Genomic DNA, 16,359 nt, shown 5'->3' on the forward strand with positions numbered 1-16,359 from the left:
AAAAGTTAACGAATTCATAAAATCTAAAGTTTTTTTTAAACTTTTTTTGCTTCATATTTGCCAAACCAACCAATCTATTTTTAAAATCTATGAAGAAAACTTTACTATTTTTATGCTTCTTTGGAAGCTTTTTTTATGCGCGGTCGCAATCGTATTTCGGATTTCGAGATGATAATTATGCTGGAATTCAGAGTGTATTGTTTAATCCGTCCAATGTTGTCGATTCTAAGTATAAATCGGATGTCACTATTGGTTCTGTAAGTGCAACAGGGCAGAATGATTTGTATTCTATCAACGTTTTAGATGCTTTAGACGGTAATTACGATTTTAATGTTGATGCGAGTAAAAATTTTAAATCTAACAACAGAGGAAATTTGAATCTCGATATTCTAGGACCTTCGTTTACCTTGAATATTACACCTGTGCACAGTATTGCGCTTTTTACAAGAGTACGAAGTGTGACTAATATGGTAGGCGTAAATGGTGAACTTGTCGATGAGGTAAGTAAAGATATCGATGCTTCAAATAGCTTTTTAATTTCGGGCGGAAATCCGAATGGGGTTACGAATTCGTGGGCAGAAATTGGCGCTTCTTACGGAACGGTTTTATTAGATCGCGACGACCATTTTGTAAAAGGTGGAATTACCCTGAAATATTTAATGGCAGGAGCAAACGGTTATATTAACGGAAATGATGTGAGTGTTGTTTTTAACAGAAACGCGGCAAATCCGGCTTTGAGCGAATATTATTCGACTGGAACTTTAAGAATGGCTGCAAGTTACGATTACGAAAATGGAGAAAAGATGAAATTCGATCCGAATTCGGCTGGAGTAGGCGTAGATTTAGGTTTTACGTATGAATATCGTACCAATTGCCATACTTGTATCGGAAACCGTTATAAGTTTAAAGCGGCTGCTTCGGTAACTGATATTGGTAGTTTGAATTATAAAAACATAACAGAGAACACCTATAACTTAAACGGAAGAATAACTCAGGAAGACATTGATGATGCCGAGGATATTTTCGAATTCTTTGACGCCAATTATACTAAAACGTCATCAAGAAAAGCGATTAAAGCAAATCTGCCAACAGCACTTCATACTAACTTTGACTGGAATATCGACAATAAATTTTACCTGAATTTAAGCGGAGATTTCAGTTTGGTCAATGCCAATAAAGTAAACGGAACTACGATTGCAAATTCGGTTACTTTTACTCCAAGATACGAAACAAGACAATTCAGTTTTTACCTTCCAGTAACCTACATGGAATACAGCGGAACTCAAGTAGGAACAGGTTTCAGAGCCGGCCCAATCTTTATCGGTTCCGGAACTTTGATTACCAATTTGTTTTCAAACAATTCCAAAGGAGCAAATGTATATGTTGGTTTGAAATTACCGATTTATCAAAATTATAACTAAGAGGTGCAAAGGTTCAAAGGGACAAAGTTTTTCTGTTGTTGCCTAAAAAAGTTACAGAGGTGCAGAGTGACAAAGAGACAAAGTTTTTTTACTTTGTCACCCTGAAAAGTCAACAGCATTTAAACTTTGTCCCTTTGTCCCTCTGTAATTTTGTCCCTAAAAAAAAGCAGAATTTACCAAAGTAAATTCTGCTTTTTTTTAAAAATATATAGTGAAGGTCTTATCTTCATTAACCGCTTTCCCCAATAAGCGTATAATGAATGTTAGATACCTAGAAATACTCTTGTGTATTCAAAACATTTATATAGATTCGAGTAAACGTATACACCATTTTTAACTATTATATTGTTTAACTTTTCCATAATACATAAATTTAGTTTGACAAATTACTCTTGCGATGTTTAGTAGTTTGTTGAATCTTCTTCTTCGGAAGTTTCATTTGAAGTTTCGTTTTGTGGTTTAGAGACCAGATTCGTTACAATAAGTTGTACTACCGAACCTAAAATGCCTTTAAACATAGAATCTCCTTTTCCAACAATAAATCGTTTTGCGATATAACCGATTCCGATACTGATAGCCGATTGTGCCAGATGGCTTTTAAAACCAACAGTTTCGTTGATTTCTTCGACTGTATTTCGAATCAGGTTGATTGGTTTTAGATTTTCTTTAATTTCATCAACATGGTCTTTAATAGCACACCATTCGGTGTCTTGACGAACTTCTAATTCTTTAATTTTCTGATTTAACTGATCAATATTATATATAGCCTCCATAGGTTAGTTTTTTGTATTAATAAATTAAATCTCAATCTTTATTGTCTTTTAAGATACTTGAAATGATAGTATTGCCGATTGGCGTTTTTATGATTTTATGATGTGATTTGACTACAATAATTACAACAAGTAAGTAGAACAATGCCATGATGAAAAAACCATAATAATACTCTCCAAGTTCTTTACCGATCCATAAGCTAATCCCTATATTGAGAAATAAGGTAAAAAACGCAACAACAATCCCGATTGCTATCTTTGATGCCAACGATGACACACCGTCAGCGACTGAACATACTGTTTTTAGTTTTAATAATTCTAAACTTGTTTTAGCATAGTTTTCAGCTTTTTCGTAAAGATTAAGATTCTCGTTTGTTGTTGCGTTTGGTTCCATGATATAGGGTTTTATGGTTTGAAAATTTCACTAATTAATACTTCGATTAATAGTTAGATTTTACTGTTTTAGCTTCATCTTTGATTGCGTTGAAATCATCTTTAACTTGGTTAAGTTTAGATTTTCCTTCTTCGATAATTTCTTTACCGTTTGAAGTGATTGTGTTTACAACATTATCAAATTTCGTTTTAAGGTTATCGCTGTAATCTTTCGATTTATCTTTGATTTTTTTTCTTGTATTTGAACCTTTATCTGGTGCAAACAAAACTCCTATAAACGCTCCCGCCGCTGCGGCTCCTAAAATTCCTAAAATTGTGCTACTAGTTTTCATAATAATTGATTTAAAAATGGATTAATATTTATAATTTGTTGATTTAAAAATTGGCTTATATTTCTCGACCTTTAATAAGTCTAAGAAGAATTGCGATAATGGCGATTACTAAAAGTATATGGATAATACTTCCAAAACTGTAAACAAAGAACCCTAAAGCCCAAAGTATAACCAGAATCACTGCGATAGTATATAATAAGTTAGACATGGTTTTTTATTTTAGAGGTTAATAATTAATTTCTGTTTAGTTCAACTTATACGAAAGGTATAAAGTCAGATTGCTGTTTTTAGCGTCTGGAACTGTGTAAGTTGTTCCAGCAACAGTTCTTTCTTTACCAACGGTTGTTAAACCATAGTTGTAACGTACTCCGATGCTTATTGGATCAAAATCAACTCCTACACCTGCAGCGATACCTGCGTCAAATTTTGCAAGATCATCTCTGTCAATTTCTTGATCAAACTGAAAATCTCCTTCTCCTTTAATTTTAGAACTTACCAGATAAGATGCATATCCACCGGCATGAATATTAAAGTTTTTAGTAACATTCACTCTCACTAATAAAGGAACTTCGATATAATTTAGTTTGAATTTTGTGCTTCCGCTTGCAAAAGCGTTGCTGTATTCTAACTCAGCACCTTTTGTAGTAAACAAAAGCTCTGGCTGAATCGCTACCATATCTGAAATTGGAAGTGTAGCGTAAAACCCGGCATTAAATCCGTATAAAATATTGTTGTCATCTACATCGTCTCCGCTATTATAAAGGTTAGACATGTTGAATCCTCCTTTTACACCGAACTCGGTATTTACATTATTGTCTTGAGCGTGCAGCATTCCAAATGAAGCTGATAAAAAAAGTGTTAAGGCGCATAAAAAATTGGCTTGTAATTTCATAGTAAAAAATTTAGTTAATAGATAGATAATAGGCGTTTATACATTTTGTTTTCTTAATCTTTCGGTCTCTCGTAAGAGTTTATATTGTTCAGGCAAATATCTCAAGACCATTTCTAGAATCTGTTTGTCATTTGTTTCTCTTGATATGGTTTCAAACAATTCGATTTGATCGTTTAAAGCATCTTTCATGGCGTCGAGATAAACATCATTAAAATCTTTACCATTTGCATCAATGAGGTTGTACAGGTCTCTTTTTTGGTGTGTGGTGTTAATTTCATTAATGACAATGAGCTTCATCGTGGCCATTTTTGATATGTCGTTCAGAATTTGATTTTCTTGAAATTCAATTCTTTTTCCCAATTCCTGAACAATGGCGTCTGAACTTTTTTCTTGTGCAATTTCACTTTTAGAAATAATAGATTTAGTTGCATTTGCCGTCGAAATAAAAAACAGTGCTTCTGTTTCTTCTCTTTCTGTTATCGCAAAAGCCTGGTTTTTTAAAGAACTTTCTATCGGATTAATCTTTCTGCATGACGTAATGCAGAGTACTAATACAGACAAGAAAAAGACTCTAAAAAGTGAAGCTTTTAATATGGTAATTGCTTTCATTATTATTTCCTCAAGTATTACATTACAAAGATGCTAACGAATGAAAGATTTTGCTTTACAGCATAAAAATGAAACGTTATATAATTCCCATAACGGAATTATTTTTTGGTGTTATCCTTTTAAAATCAAAGGTTTGAAGGTTTTGGCTTATGGCTAACAAAAAAAGAAATTATAGGTTTTTCTATAATTTCTTTTTTTGTTTTTGTAGAAATGTGAAGATTTTTTTTCTTACAAATAATATAAGATAGTATCTGTTTTTTATTTTTTGAGTTTTTCAATTAAAATCAAAATTCTAATCGGGAAGGAAAACGGTAAATATAGAACCTTTTCCAAGAGTACTGTCTGCTATAATGTGACCTTTATGGTTTTCGACAATTTTTTTGCAAATCGCTAATCCGATTCCGGTTCCAGGATAATCTGTTTTGGAATGTAATCTCTGAAAAAGAATAAAAATCGTTTGCTTAAACTGCGGATCAAATCCCATTCCGTTGTCTGTAAAAGTTATTTTATGGAATTTCTTTATAGACTGTTCCAATATTTCTGGATAATCTGATGAATTTACTTTCTCACTTGTAATCGAAATTTCTGGATCAATTTCAGGTTGACTGTATTTTAATGAATTTCCAATTAAATTAATGAAAAGCTGTTCGATCTGATACGGAATAACAGCCAGTTTCGGAAGCTTATTGGTTTTGATGACGGCTCTTTTTTCTTCAATAATTTCTGCCAGTTCTGATTCGGCATTATCCAAAAGTTCGTTCAGATTCATTTTAATGAATTCTTTTTTGGTCGTATTCGTTCTCGAAAATAAAAGAAGATCGTCAATTAAAACGCGCATTCTTTTAGCCGAACTTTCAATTTTAGTGATATAATTTTTAGCACTGTCAGACATAACCGCTTTATCGGCATCTGAAACTCTTGAGATAAAAGTTTGTATTTTTCTAAGTGGTTCCTGCAAATCGTGACTGGCAACGTGGTTGAATGAAGCCAGTTCTTTATTGCTTTTTTCAAGTTCTTTATTTCGTTCTTGAAGTTCGATATTTAATAAATGTTCATCTGTAATGTCAAAATTAATTCCAAGTAAAATTTTGCTTCCTTGTTGGTCGGTAACGATTTTTCCTGTGGTTTTAAAATAGCGGACTTCGTAATCTGGTCGCACAATTTTATAATACACAAACGGAAGATATTTTTTCTCCACAATCGCGTCCATATATTTGGCAAAAGTTTCTTTATCTTCTGGATGAACAAATTTTAGAAGTGTTGCTTTGTTTGGAACAAAAGAATTAGGTTCGTGTCCCAACAAACGATATTGATTGTCTGAATAATCTATTTTGTCGGTGTCTAAATCCCATTGCCAAGTGCTGAAATTCCCAATGCTTTCCGATTCTGCAATTAAACCTGTAGAAATTAAAAGTCTTTTGTTGAAGATTTTCAGGCGTTCAAAATCACGGCTAATTTGTCTGTAAGCTAGTAAAATAAAGCATAAAGCGACTAAAAATAATGAAATAGAAAAAAGCGGACTTAAAGAAATCTCGGAATCATAGATTTTAAGTCTTTTTTTTAGAAATGTCTTTTCAATATCATTCATTTCATCCACCTTAAAGCGAATATTTTCCATTAAAATACGACCGCCAAACATGTGATTGTCTAGTTTGCGTTTGTCGTACGTTTTAGGATCACTGTATTTTAGACAGTTTTCAAAAGAAACAAAACGCTGGGTAATGAGTTTGAATAAATTTTGAAGGTTTTTTTGCTGCTGCGGATTGTCGGCAGTCAATTTTTTTAAGGTAATAAAAGAAGTATTGACCTTATCTCGAGAATAAATATAAGGCGTCAGAAAACGGGCATTGCGAGTGATGATATAACCTCGCTGGCCCGTTTCTGCATCTTTTATAGCCGACATTAATCGTTCGAGCTGGATGTTTATTTCGTAAGTATGCATAACCAGTTTACTCGATTCATTCAAGTCCTGATTATGTTTGTAAGCAATTGAAGAAAGAAATAACAGAATGAAAACTGCGATTACAAAAATAACTCTCAAAGAGTTTGAAGAATTAAAATTTGGTATCCACTTCATTTATTTATGGCTCTTATTTTAGTCGGAGCAGGAAATTATCACGGTTTAGTCCCGAAGTATGATAATGCCAGTTCACAGTCACGACTTCATTAATGATTTTTTTAAGCGTATTGAAATCGCTAGGTTTTTTGATGTAAATATTGGCACCTTGAATAAAGGTATCTTCGATATCTTCTTCAGAAGAAGAAGTAGAATAGATTGCAATGATTATATCTTTTAAATGCTCTGTTTTCTTGATTTCAATTAAACATTCTTTACCTGTTTTTTTAGGCATGTTCAAATCTAGAAACAAAATATCCGGAAGTTTATTGTCTGGGTTCATTAAATGATCCATAAGCTGCATTCCGTCGTGAACAAAATTTACATTTGTTTGTATTTTGATTTCTTCGAAAGCATCTTTAAAGAAAAGACGGTCATCTTCATCATCATCGGCAAGTAAAATGTGTAATGCGTTTTTTTGCATTTTGATCGTGGTATTTGGGTTTTATTTTAAATTTTCTCTTCGTTTCTTAATAATTCTCTGAAAAGCAGACGGAGTAATTCCGGTAGTGTTTTTAAACTGCGTACTCAAATGGGCAACACTGGAGTAATTTAGTAAAAAAGCAATTTCCGTCAAACTCATTTCATTGATAATAATCAATTGTTTTGCTCTTTCGATTTTCTGTAAAATGATAAAGTTTTCAATAGAAGAATATGTTACTTCTGAGAAAACATTTGATAAATATCCATAACTGTGATTTAGCTTTTCAGCCAAGAACACAGAACTTTTATAATTGTTGCTGTCATCCATAAAAACAAGCTCAATAATAGCATCTTTTATTTTTTGAACCAGCACACTCTTTTGATTTTCAACTACTTCAAAACCACAAGGACTTAATTTGTTTTTTAAATTCTCAAGTGCTTCGGCATCTATATTGTCTTCAATCTCAATTTCTCCAAAACCCAGCGTTGTAAAATTTATATTATTTTGTTCCAGATTTTGTTTTAAATAAAGAGAGCAAATGGTGTTAATGTCGAACTTTATAAATAGTTTCATTTTATAGAAATTTGGTTAAAGATACTTAAATTATTTGGTGTTTTTGCTTAAAAATAGCTTAGAATTACAAGTTAAATGTATTTTAAAATAAAATTATCAAAAAAATACCGCCTAATATTTTTTACTAGACGGTATTTCCCTGTTGAGTTGTAAGGGTTTACAAATCAGACAAGATTTTATGAAATTCTTCTTTTGTTTGACCTAATTTTTTCTGAAGTCTTCCGTACATTTCATCTTCTTTTCCTTCTTCGTAAAGTAAATCGTCATCAGTAAGATCAGCATACTTTTGTTTCAATTTTCCTTTTAACTCATTCCAGTTTCCTTTTATCTCTGTAGTATTCATGATGTTTTTTGTTTGAATTATTATATTGTAAAATTGCAAATTAGGAGTTAGCTTTTTGTTACATTTATTTTAATAACAGTTGCATAATTTTCATTTTGACTCTTTTTTTAAACCTGATATCTTCTCAGAATCCAAGCCATTTTTTCGTGTTGTTGCAGTAATCCTGTAACAAAATCAGCCGATCCGGCATCTTTGGTTTCATCCTCAAAAATGGGAATGTAGCTTCTAAATTCAGTTACCAATTGCTCATGATTTTCAAGAAGTTCAGATAACATATGCTTTTGTGAAGCATATTCTTTTGGAGATTCTTTCAAAGTAGAATTGTCGATAAACTCCTTCATTGTCCCAATTGTTTTTTCTCCCAACTGATTAATGCGTTCCGCAACTTCATCAATTTGAGCTTCTAGAATTCGGTATTGCTCTTCAAATAATTTATGTAACTCCATAAAACTGTTTCCTGAGATATTCCAGTGAAATTTTCTGGTTTTTACATATAATGTCATTTCGTTCGATAAGATTGTTCCTAGGATAGAAGCGCTCTTTTTTAGATTTGCGGGTGTAATTCCGATATTTGGGCTCATGATTGTCTTTTTTAAGTGTTTTCTCAAAGATACCTGAGTAGCTCTTGTTTTTCTTTACACAATTTTGAAGAGTTATTACAGGAATTCAATGTTAATTAGATAATTAGAAAATTTGGCAATATTTATCATTTACAATTAACCATTCACCATTTACAATTAACAATGATATTATTTGTAATTTTGCCGCACTATTAAAATACAATATGACAACACAACAACTACACGAACAAATTCTTCAAAAAAAATCATTTTTATGCGTTGGTTTAGATCCTGATTTGGATAAAATGCCACAACATTTATTGGAAACCGAAGATCCTATCTTTGAGTTTAATAAAGCTATAATCGATGCAACACACGATTTGACTGTTGGTTATAAACCGAATACGGCATTTTTTGAAGCATACGGAATTAAAGGATGGATGTCTTTGCAAAAAACAATCAATTATATCAACGAAAATTATCCTGATATTTTTACTATTGCCGATGCAAAACGTGGTGACATAGGAAATACTTCAAGCATGTATGCGAAAGCTTTTTTTGAAGATTTGAATTTTGATAGTGTAACTGTTGCCCCATACATGGGAAAAGATTCAGTTGAACCATTTTTGGCTTTCGAAAACAAACATACGATTATGTTAGCCTTGACTTCTAACGAAGGTGCTTTCGATTTTCAAACATTAAATACAAACGGAAAGGAATTATACAAACAAGTTCTAGAAACTTCTAAAACTTGGAAAAATAGCGAAAACTTAATGTACGTTGTGGGCGCTACAAAAGCAGAATATTTTACTGAAATCAGAAAAATTGTTCCAGATAGTTTCTTGTTGGTTCCAGGAATTGGTGCTCAAGGCGGAAGTTTATCCGAAGTATGTAAATACGGAATGAATGATAAAGTGGGACTTTTAGTAAATTCGGCAAGAGCAATTATCTATGCCTCAAAAGGAACTGATTTTGCTGAAAAAGCAAGAGAAGAAGCCTTAAAAGTGCAGAAAGAAATGGAAGAGATTATTGGTTTGAAGTTTCAGCTTTAATAAATGTTGGCCACGAATTCACGAATTTCTTTTTTAATTTACGGAATTAGTGAAATTCGCAGCTAAAATTGACACGAATTGAAAAGAAATTCGTGAATTCGTGGCTAAAAAATCTTCCTACGACACATGAAACAAATTACCGATCAAATAGGAACTGTTCATTCTTTTGAAAATGCTCCAAAACGTATCATTTCGCTTGTTCCTTCTCAAACCGAATTATTATATGATTTAGGTTTAGAAGACAAAATTATCGGAATTACGAAGTTTTGTGTACATCCTTTTCATTTCAAATCGACCAAAAAGATTGTCGGTGGTACAAAGAAAATTCACTTTGAAAAAATAAAGCTTTTACAGCCCGATATTATCATTTGTAACAAAGAAGAGAATACTCAAGAGATTGTTGAGCAATTAAGTGCTATTTGTCCAGTTTGGGTTACTAATATTGTTTCTGTCGAAGATAATTTACAAATGATTTCAGACTTCGGTCAATTATTCAATTGTAGAACAGAAGCACAGAAATGGAATAACAAATTGACTTTCGCCTTGAGCGATTTCAAAAATTATATAAAAGATATTAAAGAAAAGAAAGCTGCTTATTTTATTTGGAAAGATCCTTATATGGTTGCAGGAAAAGATACTTATATCAATGAGTTATTAAAACTCAATCATTTTAAAAATATCTACGAAGACAAAGGGCGTTATCCGGAAATAGAACTCAAGAAAATGCGTTTAGAAGGCGATCCGGACATTGTTTTTCTTTCATCAGAACCCTATCCTTTTAAAGAAGAAGATGCTTTTGAAATCGGAAGATTTACACACCACGCCAAAACCATTTTCGTAGACGGAGAAATGTTTTCTTGGCACGGCAGCCGATTGCTAAAAGCATTTTCTTACTTTAAAATACTTCACGAAAGGTTGAAGAATTAGTTGTTTTATGATGTTAGAAAGCTATTGTTTTGCTTTCAGAATTAGTTTTTCTAGAGCGTTTAAAACTTCATGATTTTTAATTGGGATAAATTTCTTGGTTGTAGTAGAAGTTTCTTTGTGGTTTGGATAGGTAACGACCATTTTTAATACTTCTCCGTTATATTTATCCTCAATGCCTTTATAAAACACAAAATCCTGAGTTTTGGATAAATTTGGCTGTAGATATATCTCGTACTTTTCATTTGTAATCGATGTGTATTCAATTTTTTTGACTTTTATTCCTTCGTAAATGGTATCCTTGGTTTTATAAATTTCACTATTTTCCCATTTAGCACTAAAGTCAATTGCAAACTTTTTTTTACTAATATCTTCCCATGGAATATTTTCAAAATCTGGGTCAAGATTCTTTTCTATATTTTTATACAGCCCTTTTTTAAAATCAATGAAATTATATCGATCTAGAGATTGTTTGATGCTAGTTGCGCCAAAGAATTCGGTTTCATCTATTCTAATAACCTTTTCGATAGCAAATTCGTTATCGATAAAAACACTATCATCAGGAAATTTAAATGATTTATTTTCAAATTTGTATTCGGTACTAAAAATATATACACCTTTTCTAATTTCGGAGTTATTGCTTTTCTGAAAAAAGAATTTTAAAAAAGCAGATAGGAAAAGGATAATGGGTAAGAATTTCATCATAAAAAATTTAATTATTAAATTAAAATTACTCGATGCACTAAATAATAAGAGTATCAAATACTCAAAAAGGGTGAAAGATTTGTACGAAAAAAATGTAATAAATAGAAAAGTATAAGATTTGATCAAAATCTTAAGTTTCTGTTTTGTGGTTGATTTAAACACAAAGCAGAGAAACTTAAAATTAAATCTGAAACTAGAATTACTTTATACTATCAAGACTTATTATTTGTAAAGTTGCTCCATAATCTGGAGCGCCTTGAGGAACTGTTTCGATTTGTAAATAGTCCTCTAGTATATATTTTCCGGTTTTCATTCTTTCTTTTAAGCCTGGGGTCATTACGGGAGGCTTAGGGAATTTTGAAATATCTTCGGTTATTAAATACTTAGAATTTTCGGGATGTTTTTCCAGATAATTTAAAATTCTTTTTATCTGAGCTTCTGTTAAAGTACTTTTGTCGGGTGTTTTCATGAGTTTAATAATTTCATCATCTGTAGAAGCTTGTGTGGTTTCGGCCTCATTTGCACAAGAAAATAACATACCCAAAGTCAAAATAGAAAAAATTTTTTTCATCGTTTTTAAAGTTAATTGGTTATTAATAATTGCTCAATATTATATAGAAGTTTTAAATCTCTAAAAGGGTTGAAAAAATTTTGTTAAAAAATCAGCATTTTTATATGTTTTTGCCTTCAACATAATAATCACAAAACAACTTGGAACAACGAAAACCTGAAATTTGAAACCTCAAAAAATAGACAAAAAAAAATGCCAGCCTCTCGAAGAAGCTGGCATTATTTAACTAACCAAAACCAAAATAATAAATAACCAGTTTATTACATTACAAAGATCCGACATAAATCAATGTAAGGCTGTTAAGGTCTTGTTATTACTTTGTTGAATATAAGTTAATGTAAAGCTCAACCGCAAAGCACACAAAGATTTACGCAGAGTTCGCAAAGTTTTATTCCTATAGCTTTGCGAACTTTGCGGTTAAATTATGTTCAAAGCTAAACAACCTGAAACCTTAAACCTAAAACAAACCAATATAAAAAAAGAATGCCGGCATCTCGAAGACGCCGGCATTGTTTTAACTAACCAAAACCAAAATAATAAATAACCAGTTTATTACATTACAAAGATCCGACATAAATCAATGCAAAGCTGTTAAGGTCTTGTTATTACTTTGTTGAATATAAGTTAATGTCGTTGAAATACATTTTGAAGTCCAAAGTTTGCAAATTCTAGGATAAAGCTTTGCGAACTTAAAAAAAACTCTTAGATAAAAAAAACTTAGCTTTCTCTGCGTTAAAAATTAAGTATAAAGTAAGGCAGCCAAAACCTAAATTAATATCAAAAAAGAATGCCGGCATCTCGAAGATGTCGGCATCATTTAACTAACCAAAACCAAAATAATAAATAACCAGTTTATTACATTACAAAGGTCAGACATAAATCGATGTTATGCTGTTAAGGTTTTGTTATTACTTTGTTGGACATACGTTAAGATTTTTAAATGCCAGATTTTGAGCATTCTGCAATGAAAAATATTCTTTTAACTATTTAAATACACGAACATTTAATTTTGCTTAAGAATATAATAAGAGATTGTTTTTTTAATTGCTAAAATGCTAATGGTAAAGATGCTTTTTTCTCTCTAAAAAATAATAATTACGATCAAAATGCAAAATATCGAAGTCTAAAGAGAGCAAATTTTAGAACTTTTAAACTACAAATATTTTAAAAAGAAAACCCGATAAATTCTAAAAATCTATCGGGTTAATTATGTGTTCAAAGATTAAAAACTTAGCATTTTCGTTAAGAAAAAACAACCGTTTTGTTGCTGTAAACCATTGTTTTACGTTCCGAATGTAATTTGATCGCTCTTGCCAAAACAATTCGTTCTAAATCACGCCCTTTCATAATAAAATCTTCTACAGAATGAATATGAGAAACTCTGGAAATATCCTGTTCAATAATCGGACCTTCGTCTAACTCCTCGGTTACATAATGACTTGTTGCCCCGATAATTTTTACACCACGTTTAAAAGCAGAATGATAAGGCTTAGCTCCTGGAAAAGCAGGTAAGAACGAATGATGAATATTGATGATTTTATTTTCGTAAAGTGAAATCAATTTTGGCGTGATAATTTGCATGTAACGCGCTAAAACAATAAAATCGATATCATATTTTTTTAGTAATTCTATTTGTTTTGCTTCACCTTCTTCTTTGTTGTCTTTTGTAAAAGGAACCAAGTGATACGGAATATCAAAACGTTCTGCGATTGATCTTAAATCATTATGATTACTAATAATCAGCGGAATTTCGATATTAAGCTCACCAGCGCTGTAACGTCCTAAAATATCAAAAAGACAGTGATCGTATTTAGAAACAAACAATGCCATTTTTGGCTTTTGTTCCTGACTGTACAAATCCCATGACATATCAAATTTAGAAGCAAGAGTCTGATCGAAATCTTCTTTAAAACCTTCTACTGTAATTTGAGTATTGGTAAACTCACACTCCAAACGCATAAAGAATACATTTTGCTCAACATCAACATGCTGGTCAATGTAAGTAATATTTCCGCCTACTTTAGCAATAAAAGTGGTAACAGAGGCTATAATATTTTTTTGATCTTTACAGTGAATTAAAATGGTAATTTTATGCATTTGGTTTTTTGTTTTTTGGTTTAATCGGTTAATCGTTTAACCGTAATGTTTTTCAAGATGTAAAGTTCTCAAGTTTAAAAAACTTTGAGCCTTTGTAACTTTGAGCCTTTGAACCTCAGAAAAATCTATTTTCCGTCTTGTAATGCAAAAACACTTTTTAATAAAGGCGTTGTTCTTGCAGAAATGTCGTTTCTAATTTCTTTTTCTTCTACAGCAATCATTTTGAAAACTCCTGCTAAAGCTTGATTTGTTGTATAATCAGTTAAATCAGGGTTTACTTTTTTTACTAATGGAATAGTATTGTATTTTGTGATAATATTTTTCCAAACTACATCAGCACCCACTTTTTCAAACGAGCTCTTAATTACCGGATTAAATTTTCCGTATAAAGCTGTTGTAGTGCTATTTTGTAAATAACTTGTTGCTGCGCTGTCATTTCCTAAAAGAATGTTTTTGGCATCTGTAAAAGTCATGTTTTTCACAGCAGTAACAAATATCGGAGTAGCTTCTTTTACAGCATCTTCAGCAGCACGATTCAACATTTTAATTCCTTCATCGGCAAGAGAACTTAAACCGATTTTTCTTAAAGTAGCGTCTACTTTTTGTAATTCTTCTGGCATTAAGATTTTTACGGCTTCATTTTTATAAAACCCGTCAACTGCGGTTAATTTACTTACTTGTTGTGTAATTCCTTTGTTCAAGGCTTCTTTTAATCCAGAAGCGATATCAACATTACCAGCAGGAAGTTGTGAAGCTATTTGAGGCAATTGATTTAAAGTCTGTTGTACTTGTGCACAAGACGTCAGAGAAAATGTAACGGCTAATAGGAAAATCTTTTTCATTATGGGGTTTTATTTAAGTTTCAAAAATACTACTTATTCAAAAATAAAGCCACAATTTTATGTCATAGACAGCAACATTTTGTTTGAGAATTAACAATACATCCGAAGTCACAAATTTAAGCAGGTCAATCTGCAGAAATCAATTGAATTTTGGGACAATATTTCCTGAATAGTATTATTTAATTTAAGATTGCTGATGCTTTAATGAAGCTATTTTATTTATAAGACAATCTCGTTTGCGGATTGTAAACAGGATTGTTTCTACTTAAATCTTTCAAAATGGTTTCAGTATAATCTTTTCCCCCTTTAATCAAGAAAAAAAGTGATTTTAAAACATAAATTGGTCCATAAGGGAATATACGCCAGCTTGCAGAGAGATTGAGATAAAAATGTTTTAAAGCGTATTTGAAAGTACTTTCGTTTGGACGGACAAAATAAATGTTAGATTCTTTAATTCTTTTTACCATTTTAGAAAAGATAAAAGGAAATACAATAAACTTTGCTCCTTGCTGAATTAAGACATTGATTTCAAACATAGTTAGTCCTTCGGTATTATTTGTTTTCATAATAATTAGCTTTTAAATATTACAAATTAGTGGTATAATCTGAGTGCAAAAATCGTAAGACTTTAAAAGTGTTTTTACTATTAAAAGGTTTATTTTTAATAAGTTATGTTTTTTTTGGAGATAAAAAAGTGAGAACTTACCAAAATTGATAAATTCTCACTTCAACTGAATAAAACTTATATTATTGAGCCGCTACCGCACTTTGGCTTGTTAGCTCGGCATCTTTTTCATAAACATCTGGGAAGAATCCGATTTCACCATTTTCATTTACTAATGAAGTAAAATAGGTAATATAAATAGGCACTTTTTTAGACAATTTAAAGCTGTTTTCTGCTTTACCATCCATAGCTTTATCAATTTTTGCCTGAGTCCATTCTGGATAATCTTGTAACATAGCAACGGCAAGTTCTTTAGCCATTTTCACATTAATGCAACCGTGGCTGAAAGTTCTTTTTTCAAAATCGAACAAGGTTTTAGAAGGCGTATCATGCATATAAATATCATCTGAATTTGGAAACATAAATTTTACCAAGCCTAAAGAATTGTCAGGACCTGGTTTTTGTCTTACTTGTCCATTCACAATTTCCATGTTTTTTTCTGCTAAATAATTCGGATCTGAAGCAATTTTAGATTTTAACTCGTTTTGTACAATACTTTGTGGTACTGTCCAATATGGACTGAAAACGATTCGGTCTATTTCTCCATTAAAAATCGTTGTTTTAGTTAAAGGAGCTCCAACAAATACTGGAGAAGTCAATTGTACTTTTCCGTTTTTAACATAAACCATTTCATAAGATGGAACGTTTACCAAAACGTATTCATCGCTTGCTGCAATTTGAGCGGCAATGGCACGACATCTTTCCATGTTCAGTTTTAAAGTTTCCATTTTTTCTGTCAATGGAATATTCATTTCTTTAATATGTTCTTCAGAAAGAATGTAATTCGGTTTAAATCCGTTACGAACTTTGTATTTCATTACAGCATCCATCAATTCACGATCGTAAACATCGCTTTTAGAATCCTGTTTCAAATCTCCTAATAAATAAAGACGAGTTCTAACTTGCGCAATTGTATTAGAAACAGCATCTGGACGTAAATCTTTATATGGAGTTTCTGCTGGAACAATTGGTTTCCATTTTTTACTGTGATCTAACTTTTTGTAACTTTTC

General features: G+C 31.5%; 20 protein-coding genes. 3 read left to right on the forward strand and 17 right to left on the reverse strand.

From position 1 onward, the window contains the following. Positions 1 to 89: 89 nt before the first annotated feature. The gene (locus VGE71_RS01765; RefSeq protein WP_331136761.1) at positions 90 to 1,421 is read left to right on the forward strand and encodes a DUF5723 family protein; all 1,332 of its coding nucleotides are present in this window, start codon (positions 90 to 92) and stop codon (positions 1,419 to 1,421) included. A gap of 401 nt (positions 1,422 to 1,822) precedes the next feature. Here the strand turns inward: VGE71_RS01765 and VGE71_RS01770 are convergent, their stop codons facing one another. The 11 genes from VGE71_RS01770 to VGE71_RS01820 form a co-directional block, all read right to left on the reverse strand. Continuing rightward, the gene (locus VGE71_RS01770) at positions 1,823 to 2,194 is read right to left on the reverse strand and encodes a hypothetical protein (protein ID WP_331136762.1); all 372 of its coding nucleotides are present in this window, start codon (positions 2,192 to 2,194) and stop codon (positions 1,823 to 1,825) included. 31 nt (positions 2,195 to 2,225) lie between these two features. Further along, positions 2,226 to 2,585 (reverse strand): hypothetical protein, encoded by a 360-nt coding sequence (locus VGE71_RS01775; RefSeq protein WP_144214773.1) that lies wholly within the window; start codon positions 2,583 to 2,585, stop codon positions 2,226 to 2,228. A 46-nt stretch (positions 2,586 to 2,631) separates the two neighbouring features. Further along, positions 2,632 to 2,916, reverse strand: coding sequence for a YtxH domain-containing protein (locus tag VGE71_RS01780; RefSeq protein WP_144214772.1), 285 nt, complete (start codon positions 2,914 to 2,916; stop codon positions 2,632 to 2,634). A gap of 55 nt (positions 2,917 to 2,971) precedes the next feature. After that, positions 2,972 to 3,124, reverse strand: coding sequence for a lmo0937 family membrane protein (locus tag VGE71_RS01785; protein WP_143102046.1), 153 nt, complete (start codon positions 3,122 to 3,124; stop codon positions 2,972 to 2,974). Positions 3,125 to 3,160: 36 nt separating this feature from the next. Beyond that, a complete protein-coding gene (locus tag VGE71_RS01790; RefSeq protein WP_331136763.1) occupies positions 3,161 to 3,808 on the reverse strand; it encodes a porin family protein in 648 nt (215 codons plus the stop codon). Positions 3,809 to 3,844: 36 nt separating this feature from the next. Beyond that, positions 3,845 to 4,417: a DUF4142 domain-containing protein gene (locus tag VGE71_RS01795; protein WP_331136764.1), complete on the reverse strand. Its 573-nt coding sequence runs from the start codon at positions 4,415 to 4,417 to the stop codon at positions 3,845 to 3,847. A 292-nt stretch (positions 4,418 to 4,709) separates the two neighbouring features. Next, positions 4,710 to 6,494 (reverse strand): CHASE3 domain-containing protein, encoded by a 1,785-nt coding sequence (locus VGE71_RS01800; protein ID WP_331136765.1) that lies wholly within the window; start codon positions 6,492 to 6,494, stop codon positions 4,710 to 4,712. Positions 6,495 to 6,507: 13 nt separating this feature from the next. Next, the gene (locus tag VGE71_RS01805) at positions 6,508 to 6,957 is read right to left on the reverse strand and encodes a response regulator (RefSeq protein ID WP_144214768.1); all 450 of its coding nucleotides are present in this window, start codon (positions 6,955 to 6,957) and stop codon (positions 6,508 to 6,510) included. A 21-nt stretch (positions 6,958 to 6,978) separates the two neighbouring features. Then, positions 6,979 to 7,530 (reverse strand): helix-turn-helix domain-containing protein, encoded by a 552-nt coding sequence (locus VGE71_RS01810; protein WP_144214767.1) that lies wholly within the window; start codon positions 7,528 to 7,530, stop codon positions 6,979 to 6,981. A gap of 157 nt (positions 7,531 to 7,687) precedes the next feature. Then, positions 7,688 to 7,873 carry a CsbD family protein gene (locus VGE71_RS01815; RefSeq protein WP_331136766.1) on the reverse strand — a complete coding sequence of 62 codons (186 nt, stop codon included), beginning with the start codon at positions 7,871 to 7,873 and terminating at the stop codon, positions 7,688 to 7,690. 107 nt (positions 7,874 to 7,980) lie between these two features. Next, positions 7,981 to 8,454 (reverse strand): DNA starvation/stationary phase protection protein, encoded by a 474-nt coding sequence (locus VGE71_RS01820; protein WP_331136767.1) that lies wholly within the window; start codon positions 8,452 to 8,454, stop codon positions 7,981 to 7,983. A gap of 203 nt (positions 8,455 to 8,657) precedes the next feature. Here VGE71_RS01820 and pyrF point away from each other — a divergent pair, with 203 nt between their 5' ends. Together pyrF and VGE71_RS01830 are read left to right on the forward strand one after the other, a co-directional pair. Continuing rightward, positions 8,658 to 9,485, forward strand: coding sequence for an orotidine-5'-phosphate decarboxylase (pyrF, locus tag VGE71_RS01825; protein ID WP_331136768.1), 828 nt, complete (start codon positions 8,658 to 8,660; stop codon positions 9,483 to 9,485). 126 nt (positions 9,486 to 9,611) lie between these two features. Next, positions 9,612 to 10,412: a helical backbone metal receptor gene (locus tag VGE71_RS01830; RefSeq protein WP_331136769.1), complete on the forward strand. Its 801-nt coding sequence runs from the start codon at positions 9,612 to 9,614 to the stop codon at positions 10,410 to 10,412. Between the two features lie 21 nt (positions 10,413 to 10,433). On the opposite strand, the gene VGE71_RS01835 is transcribed toward VGE71_RS01830, so the two are convergent. The 6 genes from VGE71_RS01835 to VGE71_RS01860 all read right to left on the reverse strand — a co-directional run. Next, entirely contained in the window at positions 10,434 to 11,114 is a 681-nt protein-coding gene (locus VGE71_RS01835) for a hypothetical protein (RefSeq protein ID WP_331136770.1), read from the reverse strand. A 199-nt stretch (positions 11,115 to 11,313) separates the two neighbouring features. After that, a complete protein-coding gene (locus VGE71_RS01840; protein ID WP_331136771.1) occupies positions 11,314 to 11,685 on the reverse strand; it encodes a hypothetical protein in 372 nt (123 codons plus the stop codon). 1,242 nt (positions 11,686 to 12,927) lie between these two features. Beyond that, positions 12,928 to 13,782 (reverse strand): formyltetrahydrofolate deformylase, encoded by an 855-nt coding sequence (purU, locus tag VGE71_RS01845; protein WP_331136772.1) that lies wholly within the window; start codon positions 13,780 to 13,782, stop codon positions 12,928 to 12,930. Between the two features lie 125 nt (positions 13,783 to 13,907). Beyond that, a complete protein-coding gene (locus VGE71_RS01850; RefSeq protein WP_331136773.1) occupies positions 13,908 to 14,624 on the reverse strand; it encodes a DUF4197 domain-containing protein in 717 nt (238 codons plus the stop codon). A 215-nt stretch (positions 14,625 to 14,839) separates the two neighbouring features. Then, positions 14,840 to 15,190 carry a hypothetical protein gene (locus VGE71_RS01855; RefSeq protein ID WP_331136774.1) on the reverse strand — a complete coding sequence of 117 codons (351 nt, stop codon included), beginning with the start codon at positions 15,188 to 15,190 and terminating at the stop codon, positions 14,840 to 14,842. A gap of 181 nt (positions 15,191 to 15,371) precedes the next feature. Next, a partial coding sequence (locus tag VGE71_RS01860; RefSeq protein WP_331136775.1) for a L,D-transpeptidase family protein occupies positions 15,372 to 16,359 on the reverse strand: 988 nt, incomplete at its 5' end.

Origin of the sequence: Flavobacterium sp., from assembly GCF_036405015.1 — a bacterium.
In the GTDB taxonomy this organism is placed as follows: Bacteria; Bacteroidota; Bacteroidia; order Flavobacteriales; family Flavobacteriaceae; genus Flavobacterium.

Coding starts and splice junctions, on each gene's coding strand:
- VGE71_RS01765 (WP_331136761.1), top strand. CDS start 90: ATGAAGAAAACTTTACTATTTTTATGCTTCTTTGGAAGCTTTTTTTAT.
- VGE71_RS01770 (WP_331136762.1), bottom strand. CDS start 2,194: ATGGAGGCTATATATAATATTGATCAGTTAAATCAGAAAATTAAAGAA.
- VGE71_RS01775 (WP_144214773.1), bottom strand. CDS start 2,585: ATGGAACCAAACGCAACAACAAACGAGAATCTTAATCTTTACGAAAAA.
- VGE71_RS01780 (WP_144214772.1), bottom strand. CDS start 2,916: ATGAAAACTAGTAGCACAATTTTAGGAATTTTAGGAGCCGCAGCGGCG.
- VGE71_RS01785 (WP_143102046.1), bottom strand. CDS start 3,124: ATGTCTAACTTATTATATACTATCGCAGTGATTCTGGTTATACTTTGG.
- VGE71_RS01790 (WP_331136763.1), bottom strand. CDS start 3,808: ATGAAATTACAAGCCAATTTTTTATGCGCCTTAACACTTTTTTTATCA.
- VGE71_RS01795 (WP_331136764.1), bottom strand. CDS start 4,417: ATGAAAGCAATTACCATATTAAAAGCTTCACTTTTTAGAGTCTTTTTC.
- VGE71_RS01800 (WP_331136765.1), bottom strand. CDS start 6,494: ATGAAGTGGATACCAAATTTTAATTCTTCAAACTCTTTGAGAGTTATT.
- VGE71_RS01805 (WP_144214768.1), bottom strand. CDS start 6,957: ATGCAAAAAAACGCATTACACATTTTACTTGCCGATGATGATGAAGAT.
- VGE71_RS01810 (WP_144214767.1), bottom strand. CDS start 7,530: ATGAAACTATTTATAAAGTTCGACATTAACACCATTTGCTCTCTTTAT.
- VGE71_RS01815 (WP_331136766.1), bottom strand. CDS start 7,873: ATGAATACTACAGAGATAAAAGGAAACTGGAATGAGTTAAAAGGAAAA.
- VGE71_RS01820 (WP_331136767.1), bottom strand. CDS start 8,454: ATGAGCCCAAATATCGGAATTACACCCGCAAATCTAAAAAAGAGCGCT.
- pyrF (WP_331136768.1), top strand. CDS start 8,658: ATGACAACACAACAACTACACGAACAAATTCTTCAAAAAAAATCATTT.
- VGE71_RS01830 (WP_331136769.1), top strand. CDS start 9,612: ATGAAACAAATTACCGATCAAATAGGAACTGTTCATTCTTTTGAAAAT.
- VGE71_RS01835 (WP_331136770.1), bottom strand. CDS start 11,114: ATGATGAAATTCTTACCCATTATCCTTTTCCTATCTGCTTTTTTAAAA.
- VGE71_RS01840 (WP_331136771.1), bottom strand. CDS start 11,685: ATGAAAAAAATTTTTTCTATTTTGACTTTGGGTATGTTATTTTCTTGT.
- purU (WP_331136772.1), bottom strand. CDS start 13,782: ATGCATAAAATTACCATTTTAATTCACTGTAAAGATCAAAAAAATATT.
- VGE71_RS01850 (WP_331136773.1), bottom strand. CDS start 14,624: ATGAAAAAGATTTTCCTATTAGCCGTTACATTTTCTCTGACGTCTTGT.
- VGE71_RS01855 (WP_331136774.1), bottom strand. CDS start 15,190: ATGAAAACAAATAATACCGAAGGACTAACTATGTTTGAAATCAATGTC.